Raw genomic sequence first — 20,079 nt, 5'->3', positions numbered from 1 at the left:
GGGCCAGGGGAAAGACTAGCCGAGCTTGGACAGAGTTCTAATAGAGTGGCTATTGAGGGGTGATAGGTTGGCTCTGTCAGCCTTCCTGTGCCGGCCTCTTCGCGGGTAAACCCGCTCCCACAGGTACGGTACAGCCCTCAGGACCTGTGGTGATCCTGTGGGAGCGGGTTTACCCGCGAAGAGGCCGGCACATCCATACAAGGCAACCAGGCTGGCCACATGCTTCAATACACCGCCACCCCTTCTACTCCGGAACCCGCCCCCTCATGAACCGCAACGACCTGCGCCGCGTCGACATGAACCTGCTGGTACTGTTCGAAGCCCTGATGATCGAACGCAACCTGACCCGGGTCGGCGAAAAGCTGTTCATCACCCAGCCCACCGTCAGCGCCGCCCTCGCCCGCCTGCGCGAGCTGTTCGACGACCCGCTGCTGATCCGCAACGGCCGGGCCATGGAGCCCACGCCACGGGCCATGCAGATCTTCGCCGAGCTGGGGCCGGCCATGGATGTGATTTCCGCCGCCATCAGCCGCGCCCGCGAGTTCGACCCGGTCAACAGCTGCAACGTGTTCCGCCTGGGCCTGTCGGACGATGCCGAGTTCGGCCTGTTCCCGGCCCTGCTGCAGGCCCTGCGCGAAGAGGCCCCGAACATCAGCGTGGTGGTGCGCCGGGCCAACTTCCTGCTGATGCCGGGGCTGCTGGCCAGCGGCGAGATCTCGGTGGGCGTGAGCTACACCACGGACCTGCCGGCCACCGCCAAGCGCCGCAAGCTGCGCAACATTGGCGTGCGGGTGCTGCGCGCCGATGACCGCCCGGGCCCGCTGACCCTCGACGAATACTGCGCCCGCCCGCATGTGATGGTGTCGTTCTCCGGCGACATGAGCGGCAATATCGACCTCGACCTGGCGCGCATCGGCCGCTGCCGCAAGGTGGTGCTGGCGGTGCCGCAGTTCGGCAGCCTGCGCGCCCTGCTGCGCAACACCGAGCTGATCGCCACGGTGCCGGACTATGCCGCCTGCGCCCTGGCCGACGACGGCAGCCTGCGCGCCGACCCGGCGCCGTTCGACATCACCGAGGCCGAACTGTCGATGGTCTGGAGCGGTGCACAGGACAATGACCCGGCCGAGCGCTGGCTGCGCGAGCGCATCCTGCAGTTCATGGCCACGCAGTGATGCATCGACCTCATCGATAGCCACCATGAATGCCATCAAGTTCCGCTGCGGCAAGCCCGGGCGGAAGATGGCGGCATTCACTGATTGATGAGGCCCCCATGAAAACCGGCATGATCGCTGCCCTGCTCGCCTTGCTGGCCGCCCTTGGCGGTTGTGCCAGCCAGGCCGCTACCGACGCGCAGCCCTACGGGCACTTCTATTCGGCCACGGCCATTTCCAGCGTCGCCCTGGCCCCCGGCCAACGGGTGGCGGTGCTGCTGGGGCGAGACGCCGAAGCAACCCTCGAATACCTCGGCAGCCATCGTACCCAGGCAGCCGCACCGGCCCAGGGCCAGCGTGCCCCTGTTGCGACCCTTGGCAGCGAGAGCCAGGCGTATGACTGGCTGGCGCGGTCACTGGCGCAGCAGTTTGCCGAAGTGACTTTCTATGACGACCTGGACACGCTGCTGGGTGACCACCCGGATGTGATCGTGCTGCTGGACACCGAAAGCCGTTTGGCCAGCGCGGATATCGAAAGCCGGGTGGTAGCGCGCTTTTTCGATGACCAGCTGACCTACATCGGCCGCGCTGAAGGGCGGGCCAGCAAGCGCCTGGACGATGTGGCGCGGGTGGCCGAGGATGAACAGGCGGTGCAGGCCGATGCGCTGCGGGACTTTGACGATTCGTTGCAGGCGTTGTTGAAGGGTCGCGTTTGAGGGCCCTTTCGCGGGTGAACCCGCTCCCACAGGTACAGCGCCCTGTCCACGGACTGCGCTGTACCTGTGGGAGCGGGTTTACCCGCGAAGAGGCCACTACAGGTTGTCACTTACCCCGCTGCATCCACGCCGCCCCCAGCCCACTGAGGCAGATCACCGAGATGCCCACCAGGCTCAAGGTATCCGGCACCTGGCTATAGACAACCAACCCAAGCAACCCGGCAAACACGATCTGGCAATAACTGAACGGCGCCAGCAAGGCCGGTGCCGCATGGCGGAAGGCCTGGGTCAGCAGCAGGTGCGCAGTCATGCCAAAGCCACCCAGCGCCAGCATCAGCAGCGCATGGTCCCAACGCGGCATCTCCCAGAAGAACGGCACCAGCGCACTCATCGCCAGGGTGTTGCACAACCCCGCATAGAAGTTGCTGGTGGTCGGGCTGTCATGCGCGGCCAGGATGCGCGTCAGCAACTGATAGAAGCAGAAGCCCAGCGCCGAACCGAACGGATACAGGATGGCCGGGGTGAACATCGCCCCGCCCGGATGCACCACCACCAGCACACCGATGAAGCCCATCACCACCGCCACCCACTGCCCCACCGTCACCCGCTCCTTCAGCAACGGCGCCGACAGCGCGGTGACCAGCACCGGGGCCAGGAAGTTGACCGCCGTGGCCTCGGCCAGCGGCAGGTACTGCAGGCCGGTGGTGAACAGCAGGCTGGTACTCAACAGGCTCAGGGCACGTAACGTCTGCAACAGCGGGCGGCGGGTACGCAGCACGTTTAGGCCGGCCTTGGGCAGGAAGATGCCGGCCATCAGCAGCGTGTGCACCACATACCGCGCCCACACCACCATGATGATCGGGTACAGGCCGCCGAGGAACTTGGACAGGGCATCGTGACTGGCGAACAGGAACGTCGCCACCACCACCAGGGCGATGCCGCGCAGGGGTTGGTTGACTCCGGACAGCGGTGTGCTGGAACTCATGGCACTCTCGATGACGGCGCGGCTGGATGCGGCGCCCAGGGAAGGCCGCGCAGGCGCTGCCTGGCGGATGCAACAGCTCGGATTCTAGAAGAGATGCCGAAGAATAAGGAAGTTCAATTGCCGCCAGCCAAGGCCGACTGCAATTTCTGTTCGCTGATCGACCACTTTCCGCCCCGCGCGCATGGCCCGTGGCGTGCTGATCGCCGACCATCGAATGCGAACCCTGCCCACCCTACAAGGAATTTACATGCAAAGGCTCACCACCCGAAACGGCCTGGACCTGCCCGCGATCGGCCTGGGCACCTGGCCAATGACCGGCATCGAGTGCACCCAGGCCGTGCGCCAGGCGCTTGAAGTGGGTTACCGGCACATCGACACCGCCACTGCCTATGACAACGAAGCCGCCGTCGGCCAGGCCCTGCGCGACAGCGATGTACCGCGCGAGCAGGTTCACCTGACCACCAAGGTATGGTGGGATCGCCTGGCGCCCAAGGCCATGCGCCAGTCGCTGGAGGACAGCCTGCGCGCGCTGGGTACCGAGCAGGTCGACCTGTTCCACATCCACTGGCCCGGCCAGGACTGGGACCTGGCCCGCAGCATCGAAACCCTGGTGGCCCTGCGTGACGAGGGCAAGGCGCGCAGCATCGGCGTGGCCAACTTCCCGCTGGGGCTGCTGCGCCAGGTGGTGGAAACCCTGGGCGCACCATTGTCGGCGATCCAGGTGGAATACCACGTGCTGCTCGGTCAGCAACCGCTGCTGGACTACGCCCGCCGCCACAACCTGCTGCTCACCGCCTACACCCCGCTGGCCCGCGGGCAGGCGGCGGCGCAGCCGGTGATCCAGACGATCGCCCGCAAGCATGGCGTACTGCCCAGCCAGGTGGCGCTGAAGTGGTTGCTGGACCAGGACGGCGTGGCGGTGATCCCCAAGGCCGGCAGCCGCGAGAACCAGCTGGCCAACCTGGCGGCGTCGAACGTGCAACTGGATGACGAGGACCGCGCGGCGATCGCCGGGTTGCCGAAGGACCAGCGGGTGGTGAGCCCGGCGTTTGCGCCGGACTGGAACAGCTAAGCCTTGATCAAGCCTTGAAAGCTTGCACGGCCCATGTGGGAGCGGGTTCACCCGCGAACACCGGCGCAGCCGGTGCCAGCCACCGTGTCGCCTGCTTCGCGGGTGAACCCGCTCCCACAGGTACTGCGCCGGGCCGATCGGCTGTGGTGATTCTGCAGGCCCGCGCAAGGGCACTACGCCGGCGTCATGACCTGCTTCAACCGCTCGTTCGCCGGTGCCGGTCGCCCGTACAGGTAACCCTGGAAGTGCGAGCACCCCTCCGCCGCCAACCGGCGCATCTGCTCCTCCGACTCGACCCCCTCGGCCGTGGTCTTGATCATCAGGCTGTTGGACAGGTCGGTAATGGCGCGGATGATCGACATCGCCTCGCGGCTGTCGCACATGTCATGCACGAACGACTTGTCGATCTTGATCCGGTCGAACGGGAACGAACGCAGGTAGCCCAGCGAGGAATACCCGGTGCCGAAATCGTCCAGCGAAATGGATACGCCCAGGTCCTTCAGTGCACGCAAGGTGCGCACGTTCTCCTCGCTGTTGCCCAACAGCACCGACTCGGTGACCTCCAGCTCCAGCCGCTGCGGCGGCAGGCCTGAGTCGGCCAGCGCCAGGGCCACGGTGTGCACCAGGTTGGCGTTCTTGAACTGCACCGCCGAAAGGTTGACCGACACCGTCTGCTCACTGTCCCAGCTGGCCGCCTCCTGGCAGGCCAGGTTCAGCGCCCGGTTGCCCAGTTCGTGGATCAGCCCGGTTTCCTCGGCAATGGGGATGAAGTCCATGGGCATGACCATGCCACGGGTCGGGTGCTCCCAGCGCAGCAACGCCTCATAGCCGGTAACGCTGCTGGTCTGCTGGTCGACCACCGGCTGGTAGTGCAGCTGCAACTGGCCCAGGTGCAGTGCGGTGCGCAGGTCGGTTTCCACCAGGCGGCGCTGGCGCGCGGCGACGTCCAGTTCGACGTTGAAGCACTCGTAGCGGTTGCGGCCGTTGCGCTTGGCCTCGTACAGCGCCATGTCGGCGTAGCCCAGCAGTTGCTCGGCCTGGTCGCTGTCATCAGGCGCAATGGCAATGCCGATGCTCACCCCCACCGTGAACTGGTGCCCCTCGATCTGGAACGGTGGGCAGATCGCGTTGATCAGGCGCTGCGCAGTGTTGCATGCGGCCTCCCGGCCCTCCAGGCCGGTCAGCACCACGGCAAACTCGTCGCCGCCCAGGCGGGCCAGGGTGTCGTGTTCGCGCAGCTCGCGGCGCAGGCGCTTGCCCAGCGCGCGCAGCAGCTTGTCGCCAAAGGCGTGACCCAGCGAATCGTTGATGTTCTTGAAGTTGTCCAGGTCCAGGCACAGGGCGGCGGTCAGCTTGGCGTGCTCGCTGTCACGCACCAGCGCCTGGCGCAGGCGTTCGTTGAACAGGGTGCGGTTGGGCAGCCCGGTCAGCGCATCGTGGTGCGCCATGTGGTGGATCTGCGCGTGGGCGGCCAGCTCTTCGGTGGCGTCTTCGGCAACGAACAGCACGTAGTCGGCCTGGCCTTCACGGTTCTGGCTGAGCAAGGTGCGGCTGCGCAGGGTGCGTGGGCCGCAGGCCGTGTCGACCCGGGTTTCGGCGGCATGGCCCTTGGTGCTGCGGGCGCCACGGGCCAGTTGCTGTTCCAGGTAACCGGCAACACCCGGTGCCAGGCATTCGCCGGGCAACTGCCCGGTCATGCTGCGCTGCGGCCCGCCGAACAGGCGTTCGGCCTGCTGGTTGGCCAGCAGGATGCGCTGGCTTTCCAGGTCCTGGACAATGACGCTGGCGGGGATGTTGGCAATCACCGAATCAAGGAACTGCGACAGTTTGGTCATTTCCTGGCTGTACTGCTCTGCCAGTTCCTTGGCCTGCAGCAGTTCCAGCTCTTGCCGGTGGTGCTCGGAAATGTCGCGGGTGACCTTGGCGAAGCCCACCAGTTGCCCGGCATCGTCGTACACCGCGTCGATCACCACATGGGCATGGAAGGTCGTGCCGTCCTTGCGCAGGCGCGAACCGGTCTCTTCGAAGCGCCCGGTGCTGCGCGCCTGCTCAAGGTTGAGCGCGGGCAGCCCGGCGGCGCGCTCGGCATCGGTGTAGAACAACGAGTAGTGCTGGCCGACGATTTCCTCGGCCAGGTAGCCCTTGGCGCGCTGGGCGCCGGGGTTCCAGTTGGCGACGATACCTTCGGGGGTGAGCAGGTAGAAGGCATAGTCCACCACACTCTGGATCAACAGCCGGTACATGATGTCGGGGCTTGCGACTAGCGACATGAACTTTACCTGGGCCTTCGAAAGGCGTGAAAAGGATTGGTGGCATTATGCCTCTGATGACGATTTTGTGAAGTAGCTCACAAAAAGCCACGATCCCTTCAGTTTGCGAACGAAGGCTGGCAACCCCTCAATGGCGGGCGCCCGTCACCAGGAAATTGAGCAAGCCCGGTTCGTCATCCAGGGCTATGGGCTGCGCCGGGCGCGACAGCTCGGCCAGCACGGTATTGCAGAAGGCCACGGCAGGCGTGTCCTGTGCGTAACAGCGCATCAGCCAGTCGCCCTCGCCGCCCAGCAGTTGCAATGCCACCGCCCGGCCGATGCCCTGTCGGCGGTACTTTTTCAGGATGAACAGGTCGGCCAGTTCGAACGCGTCGATGCCCGGCAGCCCGCTGCGTTCGACCAGCACGAAACCGGCGATGAAACCATCTGCCAGCACCAGGTACGCGCCCCAGCCATCGGCCTGCCAGTAACGTTGCAGATGCTCGTCATGGATATAGAAGCGGCCGTCCACTTCGACGTCTTCCTGCTCCCAGTCCGAGGACTCGTAGGCGTAGAACTGGTAGAGGTTGCGAATCAGCGGGGCCTGGTCGGCAGTGGTTGCCAGCAGTTCGATGGGCAGCATGGTGCGAGGGCTCGGGTAAAAAGGCGGATTCTAGATCAACAGCTCCTGGCAGCAAAAAGCCCAGGCCCTCCCCGCACGGAAAGGCCCCGGCAAAACCATCACAAGCACATCACTCATTGATTTAGCAGGCCCCTGTGGGAGCGGGTTCACCCGCGAACACCGGCACAGCCGGTGCCATACACCGTGTCGCATTCTTCGCGGGTAAACCCGCTCCCACAACGACCTCTACAACCGGAGCGATAACACCACTCAGGCCCCCTGCAACGCACGCGGGCGGTGGCTGCGCGCCTCGGCGTCCGGCGCCTTGGCCGCCTGCAGGTGGAAGTCGAACGCCAGCTCGGCAAAGCGTTCGCCCTCTACGCCGCGATCACGCGCTGCCGCCGCATCCTCGACAAAGCGCAGCTCGCCGACCAGCCCGTCACGGGTGGCATAGGCAAAGTCATCCCACAGGTACTTGTCGCCGGCCAGGTTTATCTGCGTGGTCAGATGGCGGTGCCCCGGCGCGGAGATGAAGAAGTGCACGTGCGCCGGGCGCTGGCCGTGACGGCCAAGCAGGTCCAGGCATTCCTGGGTTGGCCCCTGCGGGTCGCAGCCATACCCCGACGGCACGATGGAGCGCGCACGGTAGCGCCCTTCGGCATCGGTGATGATGCGCCGGCGCAGGTTGTATTCGGACTGGGTCGAGTCGAAGTACGAATAGGTGCCCTGGGTGTTGGCGTGCCACAGGTCAACGGTGGCGCCGGCCAACGGCTTGCCTTCGGTATCGAACACCTGGCCCTGGAGGAACATCACCACGCCCGGGTCGCTGCCGTCGTCCATGCGCGCTTCGCCCTGCGCCAGCGGCGCCCCCGCCACATACAGTGGGCCTTCGATGGTGCGCGGGGTGCCGCCAGTCAGGCCGGCCTCGGCGTCCTTGGCATCCTGCAGCAGGTCGAGGAAATGTTCGATGCCCAGCCCCGCCGCCAGCAGGCCGGCTTCGTTACGACCACCCAGGCGGTTGAGGTAGTCGACGGCATGCCAGAACTCGTCTTCGGTGATTTCCAGGTCTTCGACCAGCCGTGCAGTGTCCTGCAGCACACGCAGGATGATCTGCTTGAAGCGTGGGTTGCCTTCGGCATGGCCCAGGCCGGCCACTTCCTTGAAGAACGCCTGAACATCGGCAGTGTGGGAAATTTTCACAGTCATCGTGCTTGCCTCATATTGTTCTTGTCAGGTGGACAGGTGCGACTCAGCGGTCGTCGCTGTGAATCGACGAGGGGTGCCGGCACAGGCCGTCGACCTCGATGTCCATGTACGGGAACAGCGGCAGCTGCATCAGGGTGTCGTGCAGCGCCTCGACACTGGGCACGTCGAACACGCTGTAGTTGGCGTAGTGCCCGGCAATGCGCCACAAGTGGCGCCAGGTGCCTTCGCGCTGCAGGCGCTGGGCCAGTTCCTTTTCGTCGGCCTTGAGCCGGGCGGCCTTGGCCGGGTCCATGTCGACCGGCAGTTTCACGGTCATCTTCACGTGGAACAGCATGCTGGTATCTCCTTTCTCTGATTTGGCGCGAACACTGTGGGAGCGGGTTTACCCGCGAACACGGGCGAAGCCCGTGCCATCCACCGCGTCGCCTGCTTCGCGGCTAAAGCCGCTCCCACAGGAACAGCGTTGCTCTCGAGGTTGTCGCTGTACCTGTGGGAGCGGCCTTGTGTCGCGAAAGGGCTGCAAAGCAGCCCCAGCAATTTCAACTGTTGCGCATCAATCCTGGGGCCGCATTGCGGCCCTTTCGCGACACAAGGCCGCTCCCACAGGGATCGCGCCAACTTCTAGAAGGTTGTGTGTTCTTTCAGTCAGCGTGGGTCAGCGGCGGGCGAAGCGCGCCAGGCGCTGTTCGTCCAGGGTCAGGCCCAGGCCTGGGGTACGTGGAATGTGCAGCTGGAAGTCGCGGTACTGCGGCGGCTCGTTGACGATTTCTTCGGTCAGCAGCAGCGGCCCGAACAGCTCGGTGCCCCAGGTGAGCTGGCGCAGGGTCAGGAAGGCGTGAGCCGAAGCCAGGGTGCCGATCGAGCCTTCGAGCATGGTCCCGCCATACAGGGCGATGCCGGCAGCCTCGGCGATTTGCGCGGTGCGCAGCACGGCGCGCGGGCCACCGTTCTTGGCTATTTTCAAGGCGAAGATGCTGGCCGCGCCGTCGGCGGCCAGGCTGAAGGCGTCCTCGACGCTTTCGATCGACTCGTCGGCCATGATCGGCGCCGGGCTGCGCTGGTTCAGGCGCACCTGGCCGCTGCGGTTGATGCGCGAAATCGGTTGCTCGATCAGGTCGATGCCGTTGTCGCCAAGCACCTGGCAGGCACGGATGGCCTGGGATTCGTCCCAGTACTGGTTGACGTCGACCCGCACACTGGCGCTGTCGCCCAGCTCGCGCTTGATCGCCACCACGTGCCTGAGGTCCTGGGCCAACGGGTTGGCGCCGATCTTCAGCTTGAACACCCGATGCCGGCGAATCTCCAGCATGTGCAGGGCTTCGGCAATGTCGCGGGCGGTGTCGCCGCTGGCCAGGGTCCAGGCCACTTCCAGGCTGTCGCGCACGCGGCCACCCAGCAGTTCGCTGACCGGCAGGCCCAGGCGCTTGCCCTGGGCATCGAGCAAGGCGCTCTCGATACCCGACTTGGCAAAGGTGTTGCCCTTGGCCAGCTTGTCCAGCTTGAGCATGGCGGCGTTGATGTTGTCTGCCGGCAGGCCGATCAGCGCCGGCGCCAGGTGCGCATCGATGTTGGCCTTGATGCCCTCGGGGCTTTCGTAGCCATAGGCCAGGCCGCCGATGGTGGTGGCCTCGCCGATGCCTTCCACGCCATCACTGCAGCGAACACGCAATACCACCAGGGTCTGCTGCTGCATGGTGTGCATCGCCAGCTTGTGCGGGCGAATGGTCGGCAGGTCGACGATAATTGCCTCTATACGTTCAATCAGCGCGCTTGTCATTGTTGCCAGGTCCCGTTGTTTCGGGCTGCCAGCCGCAGGCCCGAGTGGTGCATTTACTTGCTTGTTCAAGGATTGCGCGAGACCCTGATAGCCGTCCAATATCGAATGAATCTCCCACCATACCCTGGAGGTCTGATGGAGCTGCGCCACCTGCGTTACTTCAAGGTCCTGGCCGAAACCCTGAACTTCACTCGCGCCGCCGAGCTGCTGCACATTGCCCAGCCACCGCTGAGCCGGCAGATCAGCCAACTCGAGGACCAGCTCGGTACCTTGCTGGTGGTGCGCGAGCGCCCGCTGCGGCTGACCGAGGCGGGCCGCTTCTTCTACGAGCAGAGCTGCACCGTGCTGCAGCAGCTGGAGAACATCAGCGACAACACCCGTCGCATCGGCCAGGGCCAGCGCCAGTGGCTGGGGATCGGCTTTGCCCCCTCGACCCTGTACAAGGTGCTGCCGGAGCTGATCCGCGAGCTGCGCCAGGACAGCGAGCTGGAGCTGGGCCTGAACGAGATGACCACGCTGCAGCAGGTGGAGGCGCTGAAAAGCGGGCGCATCGACATCGCCTTCGGGCGCATTCGCATCGATGACCCGGCCATTCACCAGCAAGTGCTGTGCGAGGACCCGCTGGTGGCTGTATTGCCCAAGGGCCACCCGCTGGCGAGCAGCCCGCTTACCCTTGCCCAGCTGGCTGACGAGGCGTTCATCCTCTACCCGGCCAACCCGCGGCCCAGCTATGCCGACCATGTGCTGGCACTGTTCGCCCACCACGGCATGAGCATCCGCGTCAGCCAGTGGGCCAACGAACTGCAGACCGCCATCGGCCTGGTGGCCGTCGGCGTAGGCGTGACCCTGGTGCCGGCGTCGGTGCAGCAGCAGCACCGCACCGATATCGAATATGTAAGCCTGCTCGACAGCGGCGCCGTCAGCCCGATCATCCTCAGCCGGCGCATGGGCGATGTGAGCCCGATCGTGCAGCGCTGCCTGGCATTGATTGCACAACAGGCCGAATGAGCGCGCGCTCCTGGAATCAACGGTCTGGCTAAACACCTGACCCTGTGGGAGCGGGTTCACCCGCGAACACGGGCGAAGCCCGTGCCATGCACCGAGTTGCATTCTTCGCGGGTAAACCCGCTCCCACAGGGTCCGCGTCTGTCTGTAGGCGCACTTTTGTGTCACACCCCGGCCCTCATCACCAACAGGAAAAACCAGCATGATTCACGGCAAGACACTGCAAGCATGGTGCAGCTCCCACCCCCTGATCGAAGACCTGGTGGCCCTGCGCGAAACCCGTTGGTTCAACCCGCACATTGCCCCTGCCGCCCAGGCTCTGGCCGATGTCGGCTTGAGCGCCGCCGATGTCAGTGCCGCCAGTGCCCGCCTGGCACGCTTTGCCCCCTACCTGGCCAGCGTGTTCCCGGATACCGCTGCCACCGGCGGCATCATCGAGTCGCCACTGCGCCCGCTGCCCACCCTGCACGACACCTTGCTGCAGGCAGCGGGCCTGCCAGCCAGCGGTTCACTCTGGCTCAAGGCCGACAGCGAGCTGCCGATCTCTGGTTCGATCAAGGCCCGCGGCGGTATTCATGAAGTGCTCAAGCATGCCGAAGACCTTGCCCTGGCAGCCGGCCTGATCCGCCTCGACAGCGATTACCGGGAACTGGCCAGCGACCAGGCCCGGCAATTCTTCAGCCAGTACAAGGTTGCGGTCGGCTCGACCGGCAACCTCGGCCTGTCGATCGGCATCATGAGCGCCAGGCTGGGCTTTCAGGCCACCGTGCACATGTCGGCCGATGCCCGCCAATGGAAGAAGGACAAACTGCGCGCCCATGGCGTGAAGGTCGTCGAGTACGAAAGCGACTACAGCGTGGCGGTGGAGCAAGGGCGCCAGCAGGCGGCGGCGGACCCGAGCTGCTACTTCGTCGACGACGAGAACTCGCCACACCTGTTCCTCGGCTATGCCGTGGCGGCCGAGCGGCTGGCCGTCCAGTTCGAGGCCGCGGGTATCAAGGTGGATGCCGAGCACCCGCTGTTCGTCTACCTGCCCTGCGGGGTCGGCGGCGGCCCGGGTGGCGTGGCGTTCGGCCTGAAGCTGATCTGGGGCGACCATGTGCACTGCATCTTCGCCGAGCCCACCCACTCGCCCTGCATGTTCCTGGGGGTGTATAGCGGTTTGCATGACGCCACCAGCGTGCAGGATTTCGGCATCGACAACCTGACCGCCGCCGACGGCCTGGCGGTGGGCCGCCCTTCCGGCTTTGTCGGCAAGGCGATGCAGCGTTTGCTCGATGGTTATTACACGGTCAGCGACGAGGCGCTGTACCGGCTGTTGGTGCTGGCCCATGACCAGGAGAACGCGCGGCTGGAGCCTTCGGCGCTGGCGGGGATGCCGGGCATGCTCAAGGTGCTTGAATCGCCTGAGTACCTGGCGCGGATGGGCCTGTCGGCTGGGCGCATGGAGCGGGCCACGCACCTGGTGTGGGGGACCGGTGGCAGCATGGTGCCGGAGGCAGAGTTTGCGGCCTATCTGGCCAAAGGGAGAGGCTGAGGATTCGTCTCTGCTTTGATGCTTGTGGGAGCGGCCTTGCGTCGCGAAAGGGCCGCACAGCGGCCCCGGCAATCCATGCGACACCGCTGAAATCCTGGGGCTGCTTTGCAGCCCTTTCGCGACGCAAGGCCGCTCCCACAAAAAAGCAGGGGCATACCGGGCAGGATTCGAGTTCGACCTAACCCGGCAGGCTATAACGCTCGGCAAAGTACTGCCGGAAGAAGTCCACCGCCACCCGCACCTTGGCCGAGCTGGCCAGCGGCGTGGTGTACACCGCCCAGATATCCGCCGGCTGGTGATAGTCCTCCAGCACCTGCACCAGGCGCCCGTCCTGCAGGCTGTCGTGCACATCCCACCAGGAGCGCAGCAATATCCCGCGCCCGTCCAGGCACCACTGGTGCGCCACTTCGCCATGGTTGCTCGACAAACTGCCGGTCACCCGCACTCCCTCCTCACCCTCCGGGCCCATCAGCTGCCACACGCCAAACGGGTGGTCGCGCTCCTTGATCACCAGGCAGTCATGACTGGCCAGGTCGCCCAGCACCTTGGGCGTGCCGCGCCGGGCCAGGTACGCCGGCGCGGCGCACAGCACCCGGCGGTTGCGCGCCAGCGGCTTGGCAATCAGGTTGGGGGCGATGGCGTTGCCCACGCGGATATCCAGGTCGACGCCTTCGGCAATCAGGTCCACCAGGCGGTCATGCATGTCCAGGCGAATGTCCAGCCGCGGGTAGCGCTCGGCCAGCTCCGACAAGGCTGGCGCCACGAAGCGCCGGCCCAGGCCCAGGCTGCTGGCGATGCGCAGTTGCCCGGCCGGCTCGCGGTGCTGGGCGCTGATGTCATCACCCATGCGCTGCACCGCATCGAAAATCTGCAACGCCCACTGGTACACCCGCTCGCCCTCCTCGCTCACCGTCACCCGCCGGGTGGTGCGGTGCAACAGGCGCACTTCCAGGGTTTGCTCGAGCATGCGAATGCGCTTGCTGATGTACGCCGCCGACATGCCCAGCTCATCGGCCACGGCCGCGAAGCTGGCGCGCCTGGCCACTTGCAGGAAGATGTTGAGGTCGTCGAGGTTGGGCAGATTATTCACGTAGCGTGTTCCAAGAATCCATGAATGGCTAGATTATCTCCGGATCAAGCCCTTATAGCATGGCCAGCACCTGTTCCCTAGACAACGAGTGCACCCCATGAGCAAGACTTTCAGAATCGCGGCAATCCCCGGCGATGGCATCGGCAACGAAGTACTGCCTGAAGGCATTCGCGTGGTCGAGGCCGCTGCGCGCAAGCACGGCCTGGACATCAGCTTCGAGTTCTTCGAATGGGCCAGTTGCGATTACTACCTGGCCCACGGCAAGATGATGCCGGACGACTGGTTCGAACAGCTCAAGGGTTTCGACGCCCTGTACTTCGGCGCAGTGGGCTGGCCTGACAAGGTACCGGACCACATCTCCCTGTGGGGTTCACTGCTCAAGTTCCGCCGCGACTTCGACCAGTACGTGAACATCCGCCCGGTGCGCCTGTTCCCCGGCGTACCTTGCCCACTGGCTGGCCGTGAGCCAGGTGACATCGACTTCGTGGTCATTCGCGAGAACACCGAGGGCGAGTACTCGTCGCTGGGCGGGCGCATGTTCGAAGGCACCGAGAACGAGTTCGTGCTGCAGGAGTCGGTGTTCACCCGCCGCGGCGTCGACCGTATCCTCAAGTACGCCTTCGATGTGGCCCAGACCCGCCAGCGCAAGCATGTCACCTCGGCCACCAAGTCCAACGGCATGGCCGTGAGCATGCCGTACTGGGACGAGCGCACGGCGGCGATGGCTGCCAATTATCCGGAAATCAGCTGGGACAAGCAGCACATCGATATCCTCTGCGCGCGCTTCGTGCTGCAACCGGACCGCTTCGACGTGGTGGTGGCCTCGAACCTGTTCGGCGACATCCTCTCCGACCTCGGCCCGGCCTGCGCCGGCACCATCGGCATCGCGCCATCGGCCAACCTCAACCCCGAGCGCAAGTTCCCGTCGCTGTTCGAACCGGTGCACGGTTCGGCGCCGGACATCTACGGCAAGAACATCGCCAACCCGATCGCGATGATCTGGTCCGGTGCGCTGATGCTCGACTTCCTCGGCAACGACGGCGCCGACCCGCGCTATCGCGCCGCCCACGACGACATCCTCAAGGCCATCGAGCAGGTCATCGCCGCCGGTGACGTGACCCGCGACATGGGCGGGCAGCAATCCACCCAGCAAGTGGGCCAGGCAATTACCGCGCTGGTCGAGGCCTGATCCACCAGTGGCTGGAATCTGATGATCGACCTTCTGCCACTTGCAGCGGCGCGGAGACTGCACGCCGATATTTGGTAACAAAGACCAAGTGGACATGCTGCACGAAGCTGCAGTATCTACCACATCTCATATCGTTTAATGCGTGTTTTGCTTTATATGCTGCAACTCCAAGCCTTCAAGTACCTACTGATGCCAACCGGCGAACAGCAGCGTCAAATGCGCCGTTTCGCCGGCTCGTGCCGGTTCGTGTTTAACCAGGCGCTGGCGTTGCAGCAAGCCAACCGCGACGCAGGCGGCGCGTACATCGGCTATGTAGCGATGGCTAAACACCTGACCGCGTGGCGTAACAGCAGCGCAACGGCCTGGCTGAAGGAGGCCCCCGTCCATCCGCTGCAACACGCCCTCAAAGACCTCGATAAAGCCTACAAGCACTTTTTCGAGAAGCGTGCCGATTTCCCACAATTCAAGCATAAGGCCCGCAGCAACAGTTTCCGTTACCCCGATCCCAAACAGATCAAACTTGATCAGGCCAACGGCCGCGTCTTCCTGCCCAAGCTTGGTTGGCTGCGCTACCGCAACAGCCGCAAGGTGTTGGGCGACCTACGCAACGTCACCGTAAGTTTGAGCGGCGGTCGGTGGTTTGTCGCCATCCAGACCCGTCGCGAGGTACAAACACCAGTACCGCTGGGTGGGATGGTCGGCATCGATATGGGAATCGCTCGATTCGCTACATTGAGTGATGGTAGCCACATCGAGCCACTCAACAGCTTCAAGCGGCACGAAAGGGCCCTGCGCAAAGCGCAGCAGGCCATGAGTCGCAAGACAAGATTCAGCCGCAACTGGACGCGTGCAAAAGCTCGCGTCCAGCGCCTGCATGTGCGCATATGCAACGTGCGCCTCGACTACTTGCACAAGACCTCGACCAACATCAGCAAAAACCACGCGATGGTATGTATCGAAGACTTGCAGGTGCGCAACATGAGCACCTCGGCGTCAGGTTCAGCCGAACATCCGGGCAAAAATGTCCGGGCCAAGTCCGGTCTGAACAAGGCCATCCTCGACCAGGGCTGGTATGAGTTCCGCCGCCAACTGGACTACAAGCTGGCATGGAAGGGAGGCTGGCTGATTGCCGTGCCAGCTCGCCACACCAGCCAAACCTGCCCACACTGCACACATGTCTCCAGGGCTAACCGACAGAGCCAAACCCGCTTCAGCTGTGTCGAGTGCGGCTTTAGCGAACACGCGGATCGGGTCGGCGCGATAAACATCCTTGCTCGCGGGATGCAAAACCTGCGAGACGAAGGGCAGGACACGGCAGATGCTTCTGTCGGGCGGGAAACCGCAGCCCGGATCGCCTGTGAAGTGAGCGGTACTACAAGACCGCCAGCAGCAGGAACCCACCGAGGTGAATTGGTCCGTCAGGGCTGATCACGGTAGGGATTCCAGGCCTGAAAGGGCGGGAAGGATGTCAAGTGTTCCTGATTACCGTGATCGTAGCCCCTCGTCAGTGCTGTACCGCACCTGGCCGGGCGCTTCGTCAGCGACACCCCGGCCAACTGGAAGTCGATCGTCGACAACTACCTGGAGTGCTACCACTGCGCCCCTGCCCACCCGGGCTTCTCCGACTCGGTGGACGTTGGCCAGTACAGCCACAGCCTGCACGGCAACTGGACCCTGCAATACGGCCTGGCCAAGCCTTCGGAGCAGTCGTTCAAGTTCGACGAGAATGTGAAAGACCCATCGTTCGCCGGTTTCTGGGCCTGGCCTTGCACCATGTTCAACGTGCCGCCAGGAGCCAACTTCATGACCGTGATCTACGAGTTCCCGGTCGATGCCGAAACCACCCTGCAGCACTACGACATCTACTTCCTCAACAAGGACATCAGCGAGGAGCAGCAGAAGCTGATCGACTGGTACCGCGAAGTGTTCCGCCCGGAAGACCTGCGCCTGGTCGAAAGCGTGCAGAAGGGCCTGAAGTCCCGTGGCTACCGTGGCCAGGGCCGGATCATGGCCGACCGCGAGCGCAGCGGCATGAGCGAACACGGCATTGCCCACTTCCACAACCTGATCGCCGTGGCCCACCTCGACGATTGATGGCAACCGCTCCACGTTTTTTGCACGTAAAGGTGCGCGGCAGGGCCTGCCGCGCACCCAGGCAGTCGAGGTGAACCATGGCCAACACATATGAAATGTTCAGCGTGCACGTTACCGCAGTGGAACAAGCCACGCCGCTGATCAAGCGCTTTACCCTGGCCCGCGAAGACGGCGCGGCGATGCCCGCCTTCACCGGTGGCAGCCACGTCATCGTACAGATGCACGGCACCGACGGCAGCCAGTTCAGCAACGCCTACTCGTTGATGAGCGACCCGCGCGACACCCGCAGCTACCAGATTGGCGTGCGCCTGGAGGAGCAGTCCAAGGGCGGCTCGGCGTTCATGCACCAGCAGGTGGAAGTGGGCACCCGCCTGACCATTTCCTCGCCCAACAACCTGTTCGCGCTGGACCCGACCGCCGGCCGCCATGTGCTGATTGCCGGCGGCATCGGCATTACCCCGTTCCTGGCGCAACTGCATGAACTGGAAGGCGCCGGTGCCGACTACGAACTGCACTATGCCTTCCGCGCGCCGGAGCACGGGGCGTTCCAGGACCAGCTGGCCAACGGGCCGCACGCCGCCAACACCCGTTTCTACATCGACAGCCTCGACCGCAAGCTCGACCTGGCCGCCCTGTGCGCGGGCCTGGACGAGCAGGCGCACCTGTACGTGTGCGGCCCCAAACCACTGATCGACGCGGTCATCGCCTGCGCCGCCCAGGCCGGCATTGCCGAGCACCGCGTGCATTGGGAACAGTTTGCCGCCACTCCGGTCAACGGCAGTGCCTTTACCGTGGTGCTGGCGCAGTCGGGTGTGGAGGTGCAGGTGGAAGAAGGCATGACCATCCTGCAGGCCATCGAGAAGTCCAAAGCCGCCAAGGTCGAGTGCCTGTGCCGCGAAGGCGTGTGCGGCACCTGCGAGACGGCCATCCTCGAGGGTGAAGCCGAGCATTACGACCAGTACCTGAGCGACGAAGAAAAGGCTGCCCAGCAGAGCATCATGCTGTGCGTCTCGCGTGCTCGTACTGCCCGCTTGGTGCTGGACTTGTAACAACCGCCCGGCTGATGCTGCCTGTACTGGCCTCATCGCCGGCAAGCCGGCTCCCACAGGTACTGCACATGGCTTGAAGGCGATGCGGTCGATGTGGGAGCCGGCTTGCCGGCGATGAGGCCAGTACAGGCAACACAAGGTCGAGAGAGAGGACCACTGATCCGTCAACCAAAAGTTGACAGCTTGGGTATACTGGCAGGCTCTTGGCCCAGATCAGGACACCCTGCCGATGTTGGAAACAGCTTCGCCTTCCGCCTCAAGGAACTGCTCGAGCATCACAAGCTGACCCTGCAAGCCGTGGGCACGGCCTTGGGCATTTCGCGCACCGCGGTGCACAAGTGGACCCGTGGCGGCGAGATCGACTACGACAACCTGCGCAAGCTGGCCGACTTTCTCAAGGTCAACTGGATCTGGCTGCGCTATGGCGACGAGGCGCTGCAGAACATCCAGCAACCACAGGTGGTCGAGCTGCCGATGACCGACCTGCGCCGGCGCCTGACGGCCGAGATCATGGAAAGCGAAACGCGCATGAAACTGGCCCAGGAAGGCGCACGCATCGTCACCTGGGAATGGAACCTGATCAGCGACGAGGTCACCTACTCGCCCAATGTCGAGCAGGTGTATGGCTGGCCGGTGCACCACAACGAAGACTTCTGGAAACACCTGCCGGGCGAAGACGTGCAGCACATGCAGGCGATGTATGCCGAGGCAGTGGCCAAGGGCAGCGGCTGCGAGTGCGACTTCCGCATCACCCGCCCCGACGGTGAAGTACGCTGGATCTCCTCCCGCGCCACGGTGGTACGCGACAGCGCCGGGCGATCGGTGAAGATGGTCGGCATCAGCATGGACAACACCGAGCGCCAGATGGCCCAGCAGGCCTTGAGCCAGAGCGAGGAACGCTTTCGCACGATCTTCGAGCTGGCCTGGGGCGCCCTCGCCTACATCGACCCCGACGGCACCTGGCAACGGGTCAACAACAGCCTGTGCGAGCTGCTGGGCTACCGTGCCGAGGAGCTGTACGGCATGACTTTCCAGCAGATCACCCACGCCGATGACCTGGCGCAGAACCTGCAATTGCTGCAGCGCATGCTGGCCGGCGAAACCGAGCGTTACGAAGTGGAAAAACGCGTACGCCACAAGAACGGCGAGTACATCTGGGTACGCGCCCGCACCTCGCTGCAACGTCGCGACAACGGCGAGCCGGAGCACCTGATCAGCGTGTTCGAAGACATCAGCGCCGAGCGCCAGGAACATGAACGGCTGCAGGCGCATATTGCCGCGCTGGAGGCAAGACTGGCTGCTTCGTGACAAGGCTTACCCGAAAACCCAGGTCTGTCGCGATCCGTGTGGGAGCGGGTTCACCCGCGAACACGGGCGAAGCCCGTGCCATCCACCGCGGTGCCTGCTTCGCGGGTGAACCCGCTCCCACAGGGACCGCGCCAGCTTTCAGATTTGAGTAAGGCAGTTACTCCTTTGCTGCCAGGCCGGCAGGTGATCGCCACGCAGCCAGTCGATAAACCGCGCAAACAACTCCGACTGCGAGTTGATCTCCAGCTTCAGGTACAGATTCTTGCGGTGCATGCGCACGGTTTCCGGCGAGATGCCCAGCTCCAGCGCGGTGGACTTCACCGAATGCCCACGCAAGATCATGTGCGCTACCTCCCGCTCACGGTCGGTCAGCACCTGGCAGCCAAAACTGTCGAACGCCGCCTGCAGGCTGCCACGCTCCGCCGATGCGGGGCCGGGCTCCAGATGGTGCCGGGCGTAGCGCCCCAGCAGCTCGCGTACCATCGGCTCCAGCGCACGCAGCAGGTCGATCTGCCCCGTACTCAGCCGCGTACCGCTGCAGCCCTGGAACAGGCTCAGCGACAACTTGCGGCCAGCGCTGAGGTCGACGATGTAGTAGCTGTCTTCACTGCAGCCGGTACCCAGGTAATAGGCCTTGTAGTAGTCGCTGTCGAAGAAATTGTCCGGGGCGATTTCCTGCAGGTGGTAGAAGCCCTCGGCCAGGCCGCTCTGCACGGCCAGGCAGAACGGGTCGAGCAGGTAGCCGGCAGTGAAGTAGCGCTCCAGCACGGCGGCGCGGTGCAGGTCGGGGATGCCTTGCTGGTACAGCAGTTGCGGTGCCCGCCCCTGGCACTCAAGGCTGATCATCATCGACTCCACCTGCACCAGCTGGCCGATGGCGGCCGCCACATGCGCCAGCGCCTCGGGCGTTTCGCTGTGGGCCAGTGCGCGCTGCAGCGCCGCATGCCATTGCTGCAGCGCGCCCAGTGAAAGGGTAAGCGGGGTGTCGGGAGAGGCCTGGGTCATGCCCGGCAGTCTAGCCTGCCAGGC

The 20,079-nt window shown here is 64.5% G+C and carries 17 protein-coding genes and 2 pseudogenes; 10 read left to right on the top strand and 9 right to left on the bottom strand.

Annotation, left to right across the window (positions count from 1 at the left end; translation table 11 throughout):
• Window positions 1-266: 266 nt before the first annotated feature.
• Together RYH74_RS06645 and RYH74_RS06640 are read left to right on the top strand one after the other, a co-directional pair.
• Entirely contained in the window at window positions 267-1,172 is a 906-nt protein-coding gene (locus RYH74_RS06645; RefSeq protein ID WP_025338767.1) for a LysR family transcriptional regulator, read from the top strand.
• Between the two features lie 98 nt (window positions 1,173-1,270).
• Complete coding sequence (locus RYH74_RS06640; protein WP_317409134.1) at window positions 1,271-1,867, top strand: hypothetical protein; 597 nt, start codon at window positions 1,271-1,273, stop codon at window positions 1,865-1,867.
• A gap of 106 nt (window positions 1,868-1,973) precedes the next feature.
• On the opposite strand, the gene RYH74_RS06635 is transcribed toward RYH74_RS06640, so the two are convergent.
• A complete protein-coding gene (locus RYH74_RS06635) occupies window positions 1,974-2,852 on the bottom strand; it encodes a DMT family transporter (protein WP_015270753.1) in 879 nt (292 codons plus the stop codon).
• A 247-nt stretch (window positions 2,853-3,099) separates the two neighbouring features.
• Between RYH74_RS06635 and RYH74_RS06630 the strand changes: the two genes are divergently transcribed.
• On the top strand, window positions 3,100-3,924 hold the full coding sequence (locus tag RYH74_RS06630; RefSeq protein WP_317409133.1) for an aldo/keto reductase: 825 nt from the start codon (window positions 3,100-3,102) through the stop codon (window positions 3,922-3,924).
• A gap of 173 nt (window positions 3,925-4,097) precedes the next feature.
• On the opposite strand, the gene RYH74_RS06625 is transcribed toward RYH74_RS06630, so the two are convergent.
• The 5 genes from RYH74_RS06625 to RYH74_RS06605 all read right to left on the bottom strand — a co-directional run bounded on the left by RYH74_RS06625 (window position 4,098) and on the right by RYH74_RS06605 (window position 9,778).
• Window positions 4,098-6,194, bottom strand: a complete 2,097-nt coding sequence (locus RYH74_RS06625; RefSeq protein WP_286101721.1) for a putative bifunctional diguanylate cyclase/phosphodiesterase — start codon at window positions 6,192-6,194, stop codon at window positions 4,098-4,100.
• A gap of 127 nt (window positions 6,195-6,321) precedes the next feature.
• Window positions 6,322-6,816: a GNAT family N-acetyltransferase gene (locus tag RYH74_RS06620; protein ID WP_317409132.1), complete on the bottom strand. Its 495-nt coding sequence runs from the start codon at window positions 6,814-6,816 to the stop codon at window positions 6,322-6,324.
• 249 nt (window positions 6,817-7,065) lie between these two features.
• Window positions 7,066-8,001 (bottom strand): catechol 1,2-dioxygenase, encoded by a 936-nt coding sequence (catA, locus tag RYH74_RS06615; RefSeq protein ID WP_025338762.1) that lies wholly within the window; start codon window positions 7,999-8,001, stop codon window positions 7,066-7,068.
• A gap of 43 nt (window positions 8,002-8,044) precedes the next feature.
• Complete coding sequence (gene catC, locus RYH74_RS06610) at window positions 8,045-8,335, bottom strand: muconolactone Delta-isomerase (RefSeq protein ID WP_013973066.1); 291 nt, start codon at window positions 8,333-8,335, stop codon at window positions 8,045-8,047.
• A gap of 321 nt (window positions 8,336-8,656) precedes the next feature.
• Window positions 8,657-9,778 carry a muconate cycloisomerase family protein gene (locus RYH74_RS06605; protein ID WP_075044940.1) on the bottom strand — a complete coding sequence of 374 codons (1,122 nt, stop codon included), beginning with the start codon at window positions 9,776-9,778 and terminating at the stop codon, window positions 8,657-8,659.
• A gap of 135 nt (window positions 9,779-9,913) precedes the next feature.
• On the opposite strand from RYH74_RS06605, the gene catR reads away from it, so the two are divergent.
• Complete coding sequence (catR, locus tag RYH74_RS06600; protein WP_317409130.1) at window positions 9,914-10,786, top strand: HTH-type transcriptional regulator CatR; 873 nt, start codon at window positions 9,914-9,916, stop codon at window positions 10,784-10,786.
• A 199-nt stretch (window positions 10,787-10,985) separates the two neighbouring features.
• Complete coding sequence (locus RYH74_RS06595) at window positions 10,986-12,320, top strand: D-serine ammonia-lyase (RefSeq protein WP_317409129.1); 1,335 nt, start codon at window positions 10,986-10,988, stop codon at window positions 12,318-12,320.
• Window positions 12,321-12,498: 178 nt separating this feature from the next.
• Here RYH74_RS06595 and RYH74_RS06590 read toward each other — a convergent pair whose 3' ends face one another.
• Entirely contained in the window at window positions 12,499-13,410 is a 912-nt protein-coding gene (locus RYH74_RS06590; protein ID WP_317409128.1) for a LysR substrate-binding domain-containing protein, read from the bottom strand.
• Window positions 13,411-13,507: 97 nt separating this feature from the next.
• Here RYH74_RS06590 and RYH74_RS06585 point away from each other — a divergent pair, with 97 nt between their 5' ends.
• Window positions 13,508-14,599: a tartrate dehydrogenase gene (locus tag RYH74_RS06585; RefSeq protein WP_025338756.1), complete on the top strand. Its 1,092-nt coding sequence runs from the start codon at window positions 13,508-13,510 to the stop codon at window positions 14,597-14,599.
• Window positions 14,600-14,654: 55 nt separating this feature from the next.
• Here RYH74_RS06585 and RYH74_RS26430 read toward each other — a convergent pair.
• A pseudogene (locus tag RYH74_RS26430) lies at window positions 14,655-14,729 on the bottom strand (IS200/IS605 family transposase); the annotation flags it as partial.
• Between the two features lie 26 nt (window positions 14,730-14,755).
• Between RYH74_RS26430 and RYH74_RS06580 the strand changes: the two are divergent.
• From RYH74_RS06580 to RYH74_RS06565, 4 genes and pseudogenes are all read left to right on the top strand, one after another.
• A complete protein-coding gene (locus tag RYH74_RS06580; protein WP_075044937.1) occupies window positions 14,756-16,027 on the top strand; it encodes an RNA-guided endonuclease InsQ/TnpB family protein in 1,272 nt (423 codons plus the stop codon).
• Between the two features lie 90 nt (window positions 16,028-16,117).
• Window positions 16,118-16,693, top strand: a pseudogene (locus RYH74_RS06575) (RHO alpha subunit C-terminal catalytic domain-containing protein); the annotation flags it as partial.
• 77 nt (window positions 16,694-16,770) lie between these two features.
• The gene (locus RYH74_RS06570; RefSeq protein WP_075044936.1) at window positions 16,771-17,742 is read left to right on the top strand and encodes a PDR/VanB family oxidoreductase; all 972 of its coding nucleotides are present in this window, start codon (window positions 16,771-16,773) and stop codon (window positions 17,740-17,742) included.
• A gap of 183 nt (window positions 17,743-17,925) precedes the next feature.
• Entirely contained in the window at window positions 17,926-19,050 is a 1,125-nt protein-coding gene (locus RYH74_RS06565) for a helix-turn-helix domain-containing protein (protein ID WP_237140984.1), read from the top strand.
• A gap of 138 nt (window positions 19,051-19,188) precedes the next feature.
• Here RYH74_RS06565 and RYH74_RS06560 read toward each other — a convergent pair whose 3' ends face one another.
• Window positions 19,189-20,055, bottom strand: a complete 867-nt coding sequence (locus tag RYH74_RS06560) for a LuxR C-terminal-related transcriptional regulator (RefSeq protein WP_317409127.1) — start codon at window positions 20,053-20,055, stop codon at window positions 19,189-19,191.
• Window positions 20,056-20,079 lie beyond the last annotated feature (24 nt).

The organism is Pseudomonas sp. LSJ-87, assembly GCF_032971465.1.
GTDB classification, from domain to species: Bacteria; Pseudomonadota; Gammaproteobacteria; order Pseudomonadales; family Pseudomonadaceae; genus Aquipseudomonas; species Aquipseudomonas putida_Z.
The sequence above is the reverse complement of the archived record's forward strand: the minus strand, read 5'-3'. Positions and strand labels throughout refer to the sequence as shown.